This window comes from Blautia sp. AF14-40 (genome assembly GCF_003479665.1).
GTDB classification, from domain to species: Bacteria; Bacillota; Clostridia; order Lachnospirales; family Lachnospiraceae; genus Fusicatenibacter; species Fusicatenibacter saccharivorans.
Map to the genome: position 1 here is coordinate 44,208 of NZ_QUHK01000004.1, position 16,402 is coordinate 60,609.

The 16,402-nt window shown below is 47.0% G+C and carries 15 protein-coding genes; 14 read left to right on the top strand and 1 reads right to left on the bottom strand.

The genetic code is table 11. The features are described from left to right. The first annotated feature begins 9 nt into the window (after positions 1-9). The 5 genes from DWW13_RS04495 to DWW13_RS04515 all read left to right on the top strand — a co-directional run bounded on the left by DWW13_RS04495 (position 10) and on the right by DWW13_RS04515 (position 6,904). A complete protein-coding gene (locus tag DWW13_RS04495) occupies positions 10-2,199 on the top strand; it encodes an alpha-galactosidase (RefSeq protein WP_118659912.1) in 2,190 nt (729 codons plus the stop codon). A 12-nt stretch (positions 2,200-2,211) separates the two neighbouring features. Next, the gene (locus DWW13_RS04500; RefSeq protein ID WP_055266843.1) at positions 2,212-3,213 is read left to right on the top strand and encodes a substrate-binding domain-containing protein; all 1,002 of its coding nucleotides are present in this window, start codon (positions 2,212-2,214) and stop codon (positions 3,211-3,213) included. Positions 3,214-3,519: 306 nt separating this feature from the next. Beyond that, positions 3,520-4,542 carry a glycoside hydrolase family 130 protein gene (locus DWW13_RS04505; protein WP_118659910.1) on the top strand — a complete coding sequence of 341 codons (1,023 nt, stop codon included), beginning with the start codon at positions 3,520-3,522 and terminating at the stop codon, positions 4,540-4,542. A gap of 18 nt (positions 4,543-4,560) precedes the next feature. Further along, positions 4,561-5,739, top strand: coding sequence for an AGE family epimerase/isomerase (locus tag DWW13_RS04510; RefSeq protein WP_055221154.1), 1,179 nt, complete (start codon positions 4,561-4,563; stop codon positions 5,737-5,739). Next, on the top strand, positions 5,729-6,904 hold the full coding sequence (locus DWW13_RS04515) for a glycoside hydrolase family 130 protein (protein WP_118700213.1): 1,176 nt from the start codon (positions 5,729-5,731) through the stop codon (positions 6,902-6,904). Before DWW13_RS04510 ends, DWW13_RS04515 begins: the two co-directional genes overlap by 11 nt. A 114-nt stretch (positions 6,905-7,018) precedes the next feature. Here the strand turns inward: DWW13_RS04515 and DWW13_RS04520 are convergent, their stop codons facing one another. After that, a complete protein-coding gene (locus DWW13_RS04520; RefSeq protein ID WP_118719414.1) occupies positions 7,019-9,076 on the bottom strand; it encodes an ATP-binding protein in 2,058 nt (685 codons plus the stop codon). A gap of 283 nt (positions 9,077-9,359) precedes the next feature. Here DWW13_RS04520 and DWW13_RS04525 point away from each other — a divergent pair, with 283 nt between their 5' ends. The 9 genes from DWW13_RS04525 to DWW13_RS04570 all read left to right on the top strand — a co-directional run bounded on the left by DWW13_RS04525 (position 9,360) and on the right by DWW13_RS04570 (position 16,253). Continuing rightward, positions 9,360-10,310: a 3'-5' exonuclease gene (locus DWW13_RS04525; RefSeq protein WP_055225843.1), complete on the top strand. Its 951-nt coding sequence runs from the start codon at positions 9,360-9,362 to the stop codon at positions 10,308-10,310. A 122-nt stretch (positions 10,311-10,432) separates the two neighbouring features. Next, entirely contained in the window at positions 10,433-12,058 is a 1,626-nt protein-coding gene (locus DWW13_RS04530; protein ID WP_117761366.1) for an AAA family ATPase, read from the top strand. A gap of 82 nt (positions 12,059-12,140) precedes the next feature. Beyond that, on the top strand, positions 12,141-12,371 hold the full coding sequence (locus tag DWW13_RS04535) for a hypothetical protein (RefSeq protein WP_117510543.1): 231 nt from the start codon (positions 12,141-12,143) through the stop codon (positions 12,369-12,371). Between the two features lie 92 nt (positions 12,372-12,463). Beyond that, on the top strand, positions 12,464-13,069 hold the full coding sequence (locus DWW13_RS04540) for a thymidine kinase (protein WP_117761365.1): 606 nt from the start codon (positions 12,464-12,466) through the stop codon (positions 13,067-13,069). A gap of 348 nt (positions 13,070-13,417) precedes the next feature. Further along, positions 13,418-13,978, top strand: coding sequence for a histidine phosphatase family protein (locus tag DWW13_RS04550; protein WP_243026024.1), 561 nt, complete (start codon positions 13,418-13,420; stop codon positions 13,976-13,978). Then, the gene (locus tag DWW13_RS04555) at positions 13,975-14,469 is read left to right on the top strand and encodes an AAA family ATPase (RefSeq protein WP_118719418.1); all 495 of its coding nucleotides are present in this window, start codon (positions 13,975-13,977) and stop codon (positions 14,467-14,469) included. Before DWW13_RS04550 ends, DWW13_RS04555 begins: the two co-directional genes overlap by 4 nt. Before the next feature lie 27 nt (positions 14,470-14,496). Next, positions 14,497-14,937, top strand: coding sequence for a GNAT family N-acetyltransferase (locus DWW13_RS04560; RefSeq protein ID WP_117814375.1), 441 nt, complete (start codon positions 14,497-14,499; stop codon positions 14,935-14,937). A 25-nt stretch (positions 14,938-14,962) separates the two neighbouring features. Then, complete coding sequence (locus DWW13_RS04565) at positions 14,963-15,487, top strand: GNAT family N-acetyltransferase (protein ID WP_118719420.1); 525 nt, start codon at positions 14,963-14,965, stop codon at positions 15,485-15,487. Positions 15,488-15,764: 277 nt separating this feature from the next. Next, positions 15,765-16,253, top strand: coding sequence for a hypothetical protein (locus DWW13_RS04570; RefSeq protein ID WP_117510553.1), 489 nt, complete (start codon positions 15,765-15,767; stop codon positions 16,251-16,253). Positions 16,254-16,402: the final 149 nt, after the last annotated feature.

Genomic DNA, 16,402 nt, shown 5'->3' on the forward strand with positions numbered 1-16,402 from the left:
GAGAAGAAAATGGCGATTTTATATTATGATGAGAAAAAGCTTTTTCAGTTAAATACAGAGAATACGACGTATGTGATCGGCCTGAGCCCGGAAGGCTACGTCGGACATGTTTACTACGGACCCCTTCTGCACGGAGAGCCGGATCTGTATCCGCTCCGCATGGATGAGCCGCCGTTCACCCCGTCCGTCAATAAGAGAGAGAAATCTTCGTTCCTCGACCGTTTTCCAATGGAATACCCGACCGGAGGAGTCGGCGATTACCGTGAGAGCTGTCTGAATATAAGAAATGCACAGGGCCGTATGGGATGTGAGATTTTCTTTGATTCCTATGAAATTTTCAAAGGAAAACGCCCGCTGACCGGTCTTCCGGCTTCTTTTGGAACCGAGGACGAAGTAGAAACTCTGGAAATCACCTGCAAAGATCCTGTTCTTGATCTTGTTGTTGTCCTTTCCTACTCTGTTTTTACAAAAGAAAACGTTATCACCCGAAGTGTCCGCGTGAAAAATGAAGGCAGTGAAGCGCTGAAGGTAGAGAAAATCTACAGTGCCTGCCTCGATATGGACAACGAAGACTTTGAGATGCTTTCTCTTCATGGATCCTGGGGAAGAGAACGCCACATCCAGCAGGGTGCGCTCCGTTACGGAAAACAGCTCGTTTCCTCCGGAAAAGGAGAGTCCAGCCATCAGGAGCACCCGTTTGTGGCCCTGGTGACACCGGGAACGGATCAGGAGCGCGGCGAGGTTTACGCAATGCACTTCGTATATTCCGGCAACTTTATCGGACAGGTGGAAAGATGCCAGTTTGATACCGTTCGTATGGTCATGGGTATCAACCAGGAGGAGTTCTGCTGGAATTTAAAAGCCGGCGATGAATTCCAGGCGCCGGAGGTTGTTATGGTCTACTCTGCCGAGGGACTTGGCAAAATGACGCGTTCCTACCATGCATTTTATCGCAGACATATGATCCGCAGCCCGTACAACCACAAAAAACGCCCGATTCTGATTAACAACTGGGAAGCAACTTACTTTGATTTTGATACCGATAAACTCCTCGATATCGCAAGAGAGGCAAAAAAAGACGGCATCGAGATGCTTGTTATGGATGACGGCTGGTTCGGAAAACGAAATAAAGACGATTCTTCCCTCGGTGACTGGGTTGTCAACGAAGAGAAGATCAAAGGCGGCCTGAAAAATCTGGTTGACAAAGTGAATGAAATCGGTCTTGAATTCGGTATCTGGTTCGAGCCGGAGATGATCTCCCCGGACTCTGATCTCTACAGAGAGCACCCGGAATGGGCGATTCAGATTCCGGGAAGAGAAGCGACTGAGATCCGCTGCCAGTACGTGCTGGATCTCTCCCGCCCGGAAGTGCAGGATTATGCGTATGAATGTGTGGCAAAAATCCTGCGCAGTGCAAACATCAAATACGTGAAATGGGATATGAACCGTCAGTTAAGCGACCTGGGAAGCACCTACCTGGACAAAGATTCCCAGCAGGAGCTGTTCCACCGCTACGTGCTCGGTATGTATGCGATGCAGGAGCGTCTGGTACAGGAGTTCCCGGATCTGCTTCTGGAGAACTGCTCCGGCGGCGGTGCACGTTTCGATCCTGGAATGCTTTACTACAGCCCGCAGATCTGGTGCTCCGACGACACCGATGCGATTGAGCGTCTGGAAATCCAGGAGGGAACAGCCCTCATTTACCCGCTCTGCTCAATGGGTGCACACGTCAGCGTATGCCCGAACCACACGGTTGGCCGTGTAACTCCGTTTACAACGAGAGGCCATGTGGCACTGGCCGGAACGTTCGGCTATGAGCTTGATATCACAAAACTGCCGGAAGAAGAGAGAAAGCTGATTCCGGAGCAGACCGCAATGTATCACAAATATCATGAACTGATCCGCGAGGGAGAGTATTACCGTATTCTTTCCTGTCGTGAAAACCACAGATCCGACTGCTGGGCAGTAGCATCGGAGGATAAAAGCGAAGTGCTTGTGACCTACGTACAGGTGCTGGCACAGGCAAATATGCCGTCCCGCAAGGTTCGCCTGCGCGGCTTTGATCCGGCGAAAAAATATCGTCTGGAGGGAACCGATGAGGTTTACAGCGGCGAGATGCTGATGAATGCCGGTTTCCGGATGAAAGATTTCTGGGGTGATTTCGTCAGCAGACTGTATCACTTTGTTGCAGTAGACTAAGGAGCAACGGATATGGCAAAAGTAAGATTGGCAGATATTGCAAAGGTGGCGGGCGTCAGCGCCGTCACCGTGCATAACGCGATTACAGGACAGAAAGGGGTCAGCGATGAGATGCGCGCCCGGATTCTGGAAATTGCAAAGGAAATGGGGTACCGCCAGCCGGGAAGCGGAGCGAGAAATACACAGGGAAAAAGCCTGCGCTGCATCGGAGTGGTGATTCCGGAACGGTATCTGGCAGAGTATACGACATTTTACTGGAAAATGTATCAGGAGATGGCACTGGCGGCGACGGAAAAGAGCTGTATGGTGACCGTGGAGATCCTGAAACAGGAGATGGAAGATGAGATGATCGTGCCGTGCATCGCCAAGGAGCAGACCGTCGATGCGCTGATCCTTATGGGAGACACGAGCCGCGATTACATCCACTATCTGAAGAAAAACGTGGATCTTCCGATCGTATTTCTGGATTTCTACGACAATGAGCTGGCAAAAGATGCCGTGATCGCAGATAACTTTCACGGAATGTATCTGATGACGGAATACCTGTATGAGCATGGCCTGACCAAGCTGGCTTTTGTCGGTTCGATTCATTTTTCCAGCAGTATCATGGATCGGTACTGCGGTTTTTCCAAGGCTGTTCTGGAACACCGCGATGTGACACCGGCGGAATGGATTCTGGAGGACCGTGATGAGCGGGGCCAGATCGAAATTCATCTCCCGGAACAGATGCCGGAAGCGTTCGTCTGCAACTGCGACCTGACCGCCGGCCTTCTGATGCTCGAGCTGGAAAAACGCGGCATCTCCGTGCCGGAGGATGTTTCCGTTGTCGGCTTCGACAATTACCTGTATCCGGGTTTCCCGGATCTCAAGATCACTTCGTATGAGATCAATACGAAGGCGATGGTAAAAGTAGCGCTCGAAAAAGCGCTGAAGCAGATCCGCGGCGCGGCATCCGGCAAAAATATGGAAATTGTCTCCGGACAGCTGGTGCCGAAAGAGAGCGTAAAGCTTTGATTTTTATAACTGAATTATAAATTAAGAAACGGGGCATTTTGAAATGCCCCGTTTTTGTACATATTACACAACAAAGTCACTTAAAAATTGACAGTATCTAACGGAACTTATTTTTTTAAGTGATTTCCAGTTGAAAAATTAATCATCTATGTTAAAATTAAGCTAAAGGACTGGGCGTGAGGGTGATAAAACACGGCGGTTCGGAGAAAAAAGAATTAAAAAACAAGATTCTGTCCACTAACAGAAACTTAAAAAAACAAAGTACAACTCATAAACAAACAATATTTTTCATGGAGGTTTCAAAAAATGAGCGAAGTTAAAATGATTGGAGATGCTGTCAAAAATATGCCATGGCAGGAAGGCCCGGCTGAGTTTTCCGGTGCACCGGTATGGAGATACAGCGAGAATCCGATCATCGGAAGAAATCCGGTGAAGGAAGTAGCAAGAATCTTCAACAGCGCCGTTATGCCGTACGGCGACGAGTTCATCGGAGTATTCCGTGGTGAGCAGACAAACGGAATCCCGTACATCTACCTTGGAAGAAGCAAAGATGCGATCCACTGGAATTTCGATGAGAACAAAATCCAGTTCGTTGACGAAGAAGGCAAACCGTTCATGCCGGTTTACGCATATGACCCGCGTCTTGTAAAAGTAGAAGATACCTACTACATCATCTGGTGCCAGGACTTCTACGGTGCAGCCATCGGAATGGCAAAAACAAAAGATTTTGAAACCTTCGTACGTGTGGAGAATCCATTCCTTCCATTCAACAGAAATGCCGTTCTCTTCCCGAGAAAAATCAACGGCAACTTCGTGATGCTGTCCCGTCCAAGCGACAGCGGCCACACACCGTTCGGTGACATCTTCCTGTCCGAGAGCCCGGATATGCTGTACTGGGGCAAACACCGCCACGTCATGAGCAAGAGCCCGGAGTGGTGGGAATCCTTAAAGATCGGCGGCGGCGCAGCTCCGATTGAGACCAACGAAGGATGGCTGCTGTTCTACCACGGTGTAAGCGGCACCTGCAATGGCTATGTATACAGCATCGGCGGCGCAATCCTCGACAAAGAGAATCCGTCCATCGTAAAATACCGCTGCCAGAACTTCCTTTTGACACCGGAAGAGTGGTATGAGGAGAGAGGCTTCGTTCCGAACGTAACCTTCCCGTGCGCAACCATTCACGATGCAGAGACCGGAAAGATCGCGATCTACTACGGCGCAGCCGATACGTATGTAGGACTGGCATTCACAACCGTAGATCTGATTGTAGATTATATCAAGAAAAACAGTGTCGTACGCGAGTCTGACACCGAAATTGGAAGAAGATAAGAAAGAAGGAAAGAAAAGATGCAGTCTTTGGCAAAGGAAGTAAAGCAGGAGCTTACTGGACGGATCGTTCCGTTCTGGGAGGGCTTAAGAGATGAGGAATACGGCGGATTTTACGGCTATCAGGACTTTGATCTGAACGTGCAGAAAACGTATGAGAAGGGCTGCATCTTAAACAGCAGAATTCTCTGGTTTTTCTCGAATGCGTACCTGACCTTAAAGGACGAGAAGCTGCGCGCCGATGCGGAGCATGCGTACCGCTTTATGAAACAGGCGTGTGTGGACCGCGAGTACGGTGGCGTGTTCTGGTCTGTCACCTACGACGGAAAACCGCTCGATACGACAAAGCATACATACAATCAGGCATTTGCAATTTATGCGCTGTCTACGTATTTTGATGCGACGGGCGACACCGAGGCGCTGGAGCTGGCAAAATCGCTGCAGCAGATCATCGAGACACACTGCACCGACGAGTACGGTTATCTCGAGGCATTTACCCGCGATTTCAAGCCGGAGAGCAATGAAAAGCTCTCGGAGAACGGTGTCATGGCAGAGAAGACCATGAATACGCTGCTGCATGTTTTCGAAGCATATACCGAGCTGTACCGCGTGACAAAGGATCCGTTTACCGGTGACCGTCTCCGCTTTATGATGGATCTCTTCGCGGATAAAGTATATAACAAAGAAAAAGGCCGTCAGGAAGTATTCTTCGACCGGACATGGAATACGCTGATTGATCTGTATTCTTATGGCCATGATATCGAGACTTCCTGGCTGATCGACCGGGGTACAGAAGTGCTCGGCGATCCGGCTTACCGGGAAAAACTGCTGCCGATCACCGGAGAGATTGCGGAAAATATTTACAATACGGCATATAAAAATCATTCGCTGATGAATGAGTGCGAGCGCGGTGTGGATGATACCACAAGAGTCTGGTGGGTACAGGCAGAAGCAGTCGTTGGATTTTTAAATGCATGGCAGAAAAAACCGGAGGAAACAAAGTATCTCGATGCGGCAAAAGACATCTGGGGCTACATCAAGGAATATGTGATCGACAAACGAGAGGGGTCTGAGTGGTTCTGGTGCGTGAATGCAGACGGAAGCCCGATCCATGAGCCGATTGTAGAACCGTGGAAATGCCCGTATCACAATGGACGTATGTGTATGGAAGTAATTGGGAGGTTAAAAGATGCTGAATAAACAGTATTATGTGGAAAAAGCCAAGGTAGACCGCCTTGTGGCAAGAAAGAACACAAAAGCAGATTTTTACAACGGTATTTATGACCGCTATGAGTATCCGGTGCTGACAAGAGAGTTCGCTCCGGTTCACTGGAGATATGATCTGGATGAGGAGACGAATCCGTACTTTATGGAGCGTCTCGGCATCAACGCTGTGATGAACTCCGGCGCGATTTATCTGAATGGAAAGTATTATCTCGTTGTCCGCGTGGAGGGTAATGACAGAAAATCTTTCTTTGCTGTTGCAGAGAGTGATACTGGTATCGACGGCTTCCATTTCTGGGATTACCCGGTTGTGCTGCCGGATACCTGCGCAGAGGAAACCAACGTTTATGACATGCGTCTGACCCAGCACGAGGACGGCTGGATTTACGGAGTGTTCTGCTCTGAGAGCAAGGACAAAAACGATCCGGATCTGTCCGCGGCTGTTGCTGAGGCTGGTATCGTAAGAACGAAAGACCTGAAGAACTGGGAGCGTCTGGACAACCTGAAAACCTTACGTTCTCCGCAGCAGAGAAACGTTGTTCTGCATCCGGAGTTCGTAGACGGAAAATATGCCTTCTACACCCGTCCGATGGATGGTTTCATTGAGACCGGAAGCGGCGGAGGAATCGGCTTCGGACTCTGCGATGATATCACACATGCTGTCATCGACGAGGAGAAGATCATCAGCAAACGTATTTATCATACCCTGACCGAGTCCAAAAACGGTGCCGGAGCAGTGCCGATCCGCGGTAAGAAATGCTGGATCAACATTGCACACGGTGTAAGAAATACAGCAGCAGGCCTTCGCTACGTTCTGTATGTCTTCGGTACCGATCTGAACGATCCGTCCAAAGTCATTGCAGAGCCGTCCGGTGTATTCCTGGTTCCGCTTGGAAAAGAGAGAGTCGGAGACGTTTCCAACGTTGTATTTACAAACGGCGCGATTGCGCGTGAGAACGGAGAGGTTTACATCTACTATGCATCCTGCGATACAAGAATGCATGTAGCAACCACCACAATCGACAAACTCGAGGACTATCTGTTCAACACACCGCAGGATCCGCACAGATCCCCGGACTGCGTAAAACAGAGATGCGAGCTGATCTCCAAAAACCTGGAGCTGCTGAAAAACGAGAAATAAAAGCGTCCGCTGCGGCGCATCGGGATCTGTAACGGGACCGTATTTTCTGCGGAAGAATGCTCCGCTACTTTCATCATTTTATCTGTATTCATATGCACTCCAGATCTGTAAAGGTCATGAAAACCTGGAAAGTGTTTCGAGAAGAACCGAAACGTCAACGGGTTTCGCGATATGGGCGTTCATGCCGGATTCCAGTGCTTTTCGGCGGTCCTCTTCAAACGCGTTTGCCGTCATGGCGACAATCGGAATTTCCCCGCGTTTTCCCGGGAGTGCACGGATCGCTTCTGCGGCCTGATAGCCGTTCATGTTCGGCATCTGAATATCCATCAGAATAACATCGTAATAATCTTCTGGTGCGTTCTGGACTGCTTTTAAGCAGAGGGCGCCGTCTTTTACGTGCTTGGCGTGAATGCCGTTTTCTTCCAGAACGGTGAGTACAATTTCTGCATTCAGGTCATTATCCTCGGCAAGCAGCACGCGTTTTTCGGAAAGCGTCTGCAGGGACTGCCCGAGAATCTCGTCTTTATGCTGGTGAGCCGCAAGCTGTTCTTCGGTCGGAAGTCCAAACGTGAGGCAGACCGTAGTTATTGTTCCGACACCGAGTTCGCTTTCCACATCGATCGTTCCGCCCATCAGATTCACGAGGGATTTGACGATCGGAAGGCCGAGGCCGGTTCCGGTGATGTGGCTTTCGGTGGAGGAATGTTCTCTTGTAAATTCTTCAAAAATATGCGGCAGATACTCTTTGCTCATGCCGATGCCGTTGTCCTTCACGGTGATGCGGTAGGAGGCAAAGCCCTTCCTTGGTGCCGGTGTCTCTTCGATTTTTACGGAAATTTTTCCGCCCTCCGGCGTATACTTGATGGAGTTGCTGATGATATTCAGCAGAATCTCCCGTATTTTTGTCCGGTCGCAGAGGATGGCATCGTGTTCCACCGTGTTGTAACAGAGATAGGAAAGCTTTTTGCTTTTTAACGAAGGCTCAAACACTGCATTCAGGGAATTGATCAGCTCGCTGTAGCTGCCGAGCTCGATTTTCAGCGAGGCCTTACCGCTCTCAATGCGCGCCATCTCAAGCACGTAGTTGATCAGGGAGAGCAGAAAACTGCTGGAGGACTTGATTTTTGCAATGTAGTCGACCGCGCGGTCCTTCTCGTCGATGTGCTTTTCCAGCAGATCCGAGAAACCGATGATGGCATTCATCGGGGTTCGGATGTCGTGGCTCATGTTGAACAGAAAACGTGTTTTTGCTTCGTTGGCAGACTGCGCTTCCTGTACGGCTTTTTCCAGTTCTGCTGCGTGAATCTCGTCTTTATAGCGGCGCATCTGGAACTGCAGAAAACCAATAGAGGTAAGCAGGGAAAGGATGAGCCCGAGTGCAAAGGAAACAAAAACCTGCAGCGGACTGAGCCAGCCGTTTTTCGGTACAATTTCAAAATGCCAGGTGTCGTTCGGCACGGTGCAGAGAACTTCTATGGCATCGGAACGCCGGGAATTGCCGGAGTGTGCGATGGAAACGTGTTCGCCGGTGGCCGGAGAAATTTTCCAGAGTTCGTAGGTGTAGCCGGCTTCTTCCAGTGTATCCAGTTCAATTTCGTTCAGAAACGATTCCCAGTCGAGAACGAGAATCGAAAAGCCCCAGAAGGTCTGGTCACCGTTGGCATCGGTGGTATAAATCGGGTCAAAGAGCAGTGCTCCGATGTCGCCCTGCTGCAGCTCAAACGGTCCTGCAATCGTGTATTCGCCGCTCTCTTTGGCAAGGCGTGCCTCCTGTTTCCGGGCAGGATGCTCGAGCATGTTAAGTCCGAGTGCGGCTTCGTTTCCACTCATCGGATAAATCAGTGTGACAATGCCGTCCTTTGCAAGCTCATGTGCTTTGATGACATTCTGGTCGTCCTGCATCAGCGAGGAGAGGACGGAAAACTCTTCGTCATTGACGGTATAACCGGCTTCAATCATGTGTTTCATCAGATTGGATTCGGCAAGATAATGGTTTAACTGCGATTTCACGCGGCCGATGGTCGTCTGTGCGGTATAGTCAGCTTTCAGCTTTGCTTCCTTTAACTGATTCTGATATAGAAAAACGGCGCAGAGCTCGACAAGAAAAAATGTAATAAAAAACAGCAGAAGCGCCTGAAATCGAATCTGTTTTTGCGTTAATTTTGTTTTCATATCGGATGCTCATCTAAATTCGTAATATTTCCGGCTTTTTCAGGTGATTTTTTTGAGTAAAAACGAAGGCCGGAGTTAAAAATATTATATCGGATTTACCCTGGGATTTCAATAAAAGAAGCGTTAAGTTTGAAAGAGAACGGGATGAAATGAATGGGAAATGTAATGCATAGGAAGAAAATTGCCAGAATGGGCGGAGAATGGAATTGCCAGATAGTTGCTCATTATATCAAAATCATTTATAATAGGGACAGACGACACAGAATGAAGGATTGACAATACAATGGACTATGTGATTTTTGACCTGGAATGGAACCAGTGTCCCTATGGAAAAGGAAAAGAGAACCCGAAGCTGCCGTTTGAGATTATTGAGATCGGCGCGGTGAAGATGGATGGTGAGCGGAATGTGGTGGGAACGTTTCACCGGATTGTAAAACCGGTGGTCTACCAGCATCTCCATCACCGGACGCGCGAGGTCGTCGGACTGACAGAAGAGGATCTGCAGAACGGAATCCCATTTGCGCAGGCCGTGCAGGAATTTTTTGCATTCTCCGGCGGTGCGTGCATGTTCGGCACCTGGGGACCGGGAGACCTGACGGAGCTCCAGCGGAACATGAAATTTTATAACCTCCTGTCGCTGATCCGCGGGCCGATTCATTTTTACGATGTACAGAAACTGTTCGCGATCCAGTACGAAACGATGAAGAGCCGCCGGGCGCTCGAGTACGCCGCCGACTTCCTCCATCTCCCGAAGGACGAGCATTTTCATCAGGCGCTTTCGGATGCAAAATATACGGCCGACATTTTTGCACGCATCGATATGGATGTTGTGCTGGCGTACGACTCGATCGACGTATATCAGAACCCGAAATCGAAAAAAGAGGAGATCCACGCCGTCTATAATGGCTACACGAAATTCATCTCCCGCGAATTCGACACAAAAGAAGAAGCCATGCACGACCGCGAGGTCTGCAGCACGCACTGCTGCATCTGCGGGAAAACGGCAAGAAAACGCTTACGCTGGTTTTCGGCCGGCGGGAAAAACTACTACTGCGTAGCCTGGTGCCCGGAGCATGGATATTTGAAAGGCAAAGCCCGCATGAAACATTCGGACGAAGGAAAACTCTTCGTCGTGAAAACCATCCGCATCAGCAGCGAACAGGAGGCGGGGGAAATCCGGCAGAAGAAAGAGAACCTGCGGAAGAAGAGGAATCAGAAGAGGAAAGAAATGTAAGAAAGGCAGAGGAAATGGAAACGGGATAAAAGGTTTCATTTCTTCTGCCTTTTTAATTGGAAAACAGAGCGGGATCGGTTATAATAAAAAATAATGGAACGTATGAAAAGAGGAGGCGCAGAATGGGAGCTTATTTAAACAGTCAGACACCGTATACCCTGTATCAGAGTGAGAGCCGCAGCCCGTATTTTGTGGATAAAACAATGCTGCTGCAGGAACTGTTTCCCTATGTGGCTGCAGGGAATCGCCATCTTTGCGTCACAAGGCCGCGCAGATTTGGAAAAACAATTGCGGCCAATATGATCAGCTCGTTTTTTCAGAAGGGTATTGATTCAGGTGAACTTTTTGACCGGCTTAAAATTTCAGAAGCGGATGACTGCCAGAAATACAAAAACAAGTATAACGTCATTCGGATTGATTTCAGTAAAATGCCGAGAAACTGTGAATCTTACCGACAGTATATCGAGCGTGTGGAAGAACTTCTGATCAGTGATCTGCGGGAAGCGTATCCGGATGCAAAAACCAGTGAAACAGATGCGATTGGAGATATTCTGGAAGAGATCTTTCAACAGTATCATGGCGAAAAATTTATTTTTGTTCTGGACGAATGGGATTTTATTTTTCACAGGGGATTTATAACAGAAGCGGATAAAGCAAAGTATGTGGCATTTTTAAGTAATCTGCTGAAGGACCGTCCCTATGTGATTTTATCGTATATGACGGGAATTTTGCCGATTGCGAAATATTCCAGCGGATCGGAACTGAATATGTTTGCGGAGTTCACGATGGTAAATTCACCAATGTTCGGAACATACTTTGGATTTACAGATGACGAAGTGGATGATTTGTATGAAAGGTACTGTAGAGAATGCGAAAAACAGAGAAAAATAAAAAATGTGACGCGAAAAGGTCTGCGAGACTGGTATAACGGTTATTATACAAAATCGGGAGAGCGGGTATACAATCCACGCTCCGTTGTTTTTGCACTACAGTTTAACAATCTGGCAAATTACTGGACCAGCTCAGGTCCATATGATGAAATTTATTATTACATTCGAAATAATGTATCCGACGTCAGGGATGACCTTGCACTGATGGCAGCAGGAGAGTCAGTTTCGGCAAAAATACAGGAATATGCGGCCACTTCCATGAACCTGTCTACGAGAGATGAAATTTACTCTGCGATGGTGGTGTATGGATTTTTAAGCTATTTGAATGGAAAAGTGTCTATTCCGAACAGGGAATTGATGGAGAAGTTTGATGAGCTGCTGATGAAGAATGAATCTCTGGGATATGTATATCGTCTGGCGAAAGAGTCCGAGAAAATGCTGAAAGCGACTCTGGCGGGAGATACGCATACGATGGAAAAAATTCTGGAACTGGTGCACGATACGGAAGTTCCGCTGCTGTCGTACAACCATGAGACAGAATTGTCAGCCATTGTCAATCTGGTATACCTGGCTGCGCGTGACAGTTACCGGGTAGAGCGTGAGGATAAGGCGGGAGTTGGGTATGTGGATTTTATTTTCTATCCATATGATCTGACCGCAGATGGAATTATTCTTGAACTAAAAGTAGACCACACTCCGGAAGAAGCAATTCAGCAGATCAAAGACAGGAAGTATGCATTAAAATTTGTGCCGCGGCTTGCAGAACAGAAAAAGTATACAGGAAAAATACTGGCTGTGGGAATTGGGTATGAAAAGACGGAGAAAAAGCACAGGTGTAGAGTGGAAAGCTTAAATTGAGTGCTTGAGAGGTAAGAGAACTATCGATAAAAGCAGGTTTGTCGGTAGTTTTCTGTTATAGAGAAGAAATGGGGGCAGAGCAATGAAAACAATCCATAAAATTTCCGGAATTTTTCTGTGGTGTGTCGTTGGCGTGTTTCTTGGAAAGAGCGTTTATACGTATTATGACTACACAGCACACCCCGGTTTGTATGAGACGTGGTCTGCACCGTGGTATACAGGGATTCTGCGGGATGGCGTAATTGCGGCGGTTCTGATTGCGGTGACGCTGGCGGTTCGGTGGGTGATTCAAAGAAAAATGAGGAAGGAATAGAAGGCGATGATTTTTAAGAGACTTGGCTTGATGAGGAGTCGTTTTTACGGAAAGAACTGAAAGAATAAGAAAAGACAAAAGGACGAAAAACAATGGCAAAATTATATTTCCGCTACGGCGCGATGGGCAGTTCGAAATCTGCTAATATTTTGATGGTTCGCTATAATTATGAGGAGCGCGGGCAGTATGCTGTCCTGTTGAAGCCGCGGACGGACAACCGCGACGGAGAACATGAAATCAAGTCCCGCATCGGGCTGGAGGCACCGGCGGAATATGTGGATGAATTTTTAAAAGAAATTTCAGAGACCTGGAGTGCAGACAGCGGGGAATACCGGTATCACGGAAAGAAAGTGGATGCGGTTCTTATCGACGAGGCGCAGTTTCTTTCTCCGGAGGAAGTTGATACGCTTTCGGACATCGTGGATTTTTATGGGATTCCGGTTCTCTGCTACGGTCTGCGTGCGGACTTCCAGACACATCTGTTTCCGGGTTCGAGAAGATTGATGGAAATCGCTGACATCATCGAGGAAGTCCCAACGGTCTGCTGGTGCGGAAGACGGGCGCAGTGCAATACGAGATACGCAGACGGAAAAATCGTTCGGGAAGGCGCGCAGATTTTCCTTGGATCGAACGAGAGTTATGTGGCGCTTTGCAGGAAACATTATAAAGAAGGAAAGCTGTGGAAGGAAGATGAGTAAGATAACAATATATGAAGTACAGGAGAGAATGCCGCGGATGGAAACGCTGGTGGAACTGTGGGAAGCTTCCGTCCGTGCGACACATCATTTTCATCGTTAATAGGAGCTTCTTTTGCAACAACATCCATTCGTATCAGTTTATCAAGAATATCCACAAGAGCAGGTCCGCTGGAAACATTTGATTGCTGCAATATAATCTTTTCTGGGATAATACTCCGTTTTGCACCATGCTTTTTATCGCTGGGGAACATCAGAAAAAGGATATGGAAAAAAGCCGATGGAGATGTTTTTGATTAAAAAACTTTAGGAATAACAGCAGGGGAGAGTGAAATGAAAAAAATATTTTTAATGAGGCATTCCATCCCGGAAAAAGGGGATATACCGAATGAGCAGATTCCTCTATCGGAAGAGGGAAAAGCGCTTGCTGTATCAAAAAGAAATATATTTTCAAATGTGGACAGATGCTTTTCTTCACCTTATCGGAGAGCAATGGAAACGGCTGAATTCATCGCAGATCACCCGGTCATTGTGAAGGAGCTGCATGAAAGAACGATCGGGGATGCCAGGGAGGATTTCTGGCTGAAACAGTATGAAGATCACGATTTTCGCAATCCGGGCGGGGAATCGTTAAATCAAGTGAAGGTGCGGATGAAAACCGCGATCGATTCTATCGTCGGACAGATGAAAGAAGGAGAAACAGCACTCGTGGTTTCTCATGCAACGGCAATCTGCGCATATTTGCTTTCGTATTGTGAGATCGAGGTGAAAGATGCGGAAAACAAAGTAAGAAAAATATCTTTCCATGGAAAAGAAATCCTGAATGGCAGATTTCGGCCGGCAGATGGATTTGAAATCCTTTTTGAAAACGATATTTTTTCGGATATTCGTGTTATGGGGAGAGAAAAATGAAAACATTATATTTGATCGGCGGAACGATGGGCGTTGGCAAAACGACAGTAAGCCAGCAACTGAAAAAAGAGCTGACGAACAGCGTTTTTCTTGACGGAGACTGGTGCTGGGATGCCGATCCGTTTCAGGTGACGGATGAGACGAAAGCGATGGTGATGGACAACATCTGTTATCTGCTGAATAACTTTCTGCACTGCAGCGCTTATGAAAACGTTATTTTCTGCTGGGTGATGCATGAGCAGAGTATTGTTGATGAAATCGTCAGTAAGCTGGACACGGAAGAATGCAGAGTGATTAAAATTTCGCTGATCGTGGATGAAGCAAATTTGCGGAAGCGGTTATTATCCGACATCGCAAATAAGATTCGTACGGAAGAGATTATGGACAAAAGCATTGCACGAATTCAGATGTATCAGGTACTTGATACGGTAAAAATTGATACGAGTGATAAGAGTGTCTGTGAAATTACAGAGGAAATTGCAGCACTTTAAGATCAAAAAACAAGGAGCCAAACCAAAATGACCGAACGAATCATAGACAATGAACTCCGGCTGATCCCATATTACAGGAATGACGAGGCCTCTCTTCCGTGGTATCAGGATCTGGACGTGTGTAAGCAGGTGGACAACCGGGAGGAGCCGTATGATGTGGAGCTGTTGCATCGGATGTATGATTATCTTACCGCGCACGGTGACTGCTATTATATAGAATATAAGGGCGTGCTGGTGGGAGATGTTTCGCTGAGAGAGAATAGTGAAATCGCTGTCGTTGTCTGTAAAGAATACCAGAATCAGCATATTGGAAGACGGTGCGTTCTGGAGATGCTGAAGCTTGCAAGAGAAAAGGGAATGGAGCGGGTAAAAGCCAATATTTATTCTTTTAATGGACAAAGCCAGCGCATGTTCCAGTCGGTCGGATTTGAGAAAACGGCGGAGGAATGGTATGAGTCTAAGCTGTAAGTGATTGCAGAGAAAGAGAGAAGAAATGAACATAAAATACAATCAGCTGTGCATTAGAAATGCCGAAAAGAAAGATTGTGAACAATTAGCCGTCTGGTGGAACGATGGAACCGTCATGGCCCACGCCGGATTTCCAAACGGGCTTGGGACAAGCGCAGCGGAAATTGAAAAACAGATTGCCGACGACAGCGATGAAACAAGACGAAGACTCATCATAGAATACAACGATGTGCGAATCGGCGAAATGAGTTTCTATGTATTCGAAAATCATCGATATGAAATCGGAATCAAAATCTGCGAATCCGATTACCAGGAAAAAGGCATTGGAAGAATTGTACTGAGCATGCTCATAGAAGAATTGTTCCGCATGGGAGCCAACGTTATTTTTCTTGATACCAACCTCAAAAACACAAGAGCACAGCATGTCTACGAAAAACTCGGCTTCCGCAAAACCGCAGTCCATTACAATTCCTGGAAAAATCAGCTGGGGGAAATGGAATCTTCTGTCGACTATGAGCTGACGGCGGATGAGTTTTGCAATCTGAAATAGAAATTGTAAAATAAATGAGGGACGAGTGTAAAGAAAGTTCGATGGGAGAAAGAAGTATGGTATCTTTGACATTGTCTAAAAAAGAAATGGGTTTTCACTGGGTAAGGTTTATGCCTGACAGGACTTGCTCGTTTCTTTTTTTGCTTTATAAACGATTATGATTTATCCATTGCGGCAGTGTTAATGTAAAAACAGCAAGTCCTCTTGACAATGTGATTAGCCTGAACTAACATGAAGCTATAAGAAACATAAACGGTAGTCTGAGGAGGAATGTGAGATGCTGTTGTTGCAAAACATATTATACTGTCTTCTGTTTATTCTGATGGTAAAGTGTCTGGTAAGAAATGATGGAATGAACTGTGTTTATTTTTACCCAAAGGAATATATAGAAGAAGCCGATAAACGTGGACTGATCGACAAAGATGCGGTCATGAAAAAAGGAAAGCAGGTTATGATTCCATTTTGCATCATTTTGTTCGTGGTGCTGATCGCGATCATTTTTGTCTGGAATAAAGTCACCGATTTCAAGACGGCATATCTCCAATCCTACCTCTTCCTTGTGGTGATGAACTGGTTCGACGGAATTATGCTTGACCGGGTGTGGGTTGGACACAGTAAAATATGGGAGATCAAAGGAATGGAAGGGATTCCGTACATAAAACCATGGAAAACCGTGCTGACAAAACGAGGCCTGGCGACGATTCTGTATCTGATCATTGCACTTGTGACAGCTGGGATTGTAGTGCTGGTTGGGAAAATCTGTTAAGAGACAGCATTGAAAAAAAGAGAAGAATATTATATACTACTCATGAGTAGTATTTTTGCGTAAGGGACTTTCGGAATATATAGGAAGTTAAATATCTCTGTTTTACTGGAGCAAATCAGTAAAACAGAGATATTTTTATGCCGCAGGCG

Bases quoted from the DNA above. Each gene is read 5' to 3' on its own strand.
- DWW13_RS04495 (WP_118659912.1), top strand. From the start codon at position 10: ATGGCGATTTTATATTATGATGAGAAAAAGCTTTTTCAGTTAAATACA.
- DWW13_RS04500 (WP_055266843.1), top strand. From the start codon at position 2,212: ATGGCAAAAGTAAGATTGGCAGATATTGCAAAGGTGGCGGGCGTCAGC.
- DWW13_RS04505 (WP_118659910.1), top strand. From the start codon at position 3,520: ATGAGCGAAGTTAAAATGATTGGAGATGCTGTCAAAAATATGCCATGG.
- DWW13_RS04510 (WP_055221154.1), top strand. From the start codon at position 4,561: ATGCAGTCTTTGGCAAAGGAAGTAAAGCAGGAGCTTACTGGACGGATC.
- DWW13_RS04515 (WP_118700213.1), top strand. From the start codon at position 5,729: ATGCTGAATAAACAGTATTATGTGGAAAAAGCCAAGGTAGACCGCCTT.
- DWW13_RS04520 (WP_118719414.1), bottom strand. From the start codon at position 9,076: ATGAAAACAAAATTAACGCAAAAACAGATTCGATTTCAGGCGCTTCTG.
- DWW13_RS04525 (WP_055225843.1), top strand. From the start codon at position 9,360: ATGGACTATGTGATTTTTGACCTGGAATGGAACCAGTGTCCCTATGGA.
- DWW13_RS04530 (WP_117761366.1), top strand. From the start codon at position 10,433: ATGGGAGCTTATTTAAACAGTCAGACACCGTATACCCTGTATCAGAGT.
- DWW13_RS04535 (WP_117510543.1), top strand. From the start codon at position 12,141: ATGAAAACAATCCATAAAATTTCCGGAATTTTTCTGTGGTGTGTCGTT.
- DWW13_RS04540 (WP_117761365.1), top strand. From the start codon at position 12,464: ATGGCAAAATTATATTTCCGCTACGGCGCGATGGGCAGTTCGAAATCT.
- DWW13_RS04550 (WP_243026024.1), top strand. From the start codon at position 13,418: ATGAGGCATTCCATCCCGGAAAAAGGGGATATACCGAATGAGCAGATT.
- DWW13_RS04555 (WP_118719418.1), top strand. From the start codon at position 13,975: ATGAAAACATTATATTTGATCGGCGGAACGATGGGCGTTGGCAAAACG.
- DWW13_RS04560 (WP_117814375.1), top strand. From the start codon at position 14,497: ATGACCGAACGAATCATAGACAATGAACTCCGGCTGATCCCATATTAC.
- DWW13_RS04565 (WP_118719420.1), top strand. From the start codon at position 14,963: ATGAACATAAAATACAATCAGCTGTGCATTAGAAATGCCGAAAAGAAA.
- DWW13_RS04570 (WP_117510553.1), top strand. From the start codon at position 15,765: ATGCTGTTGTTGCAAAACATATTATACTGTCTTCTGTTTATTCTGATG.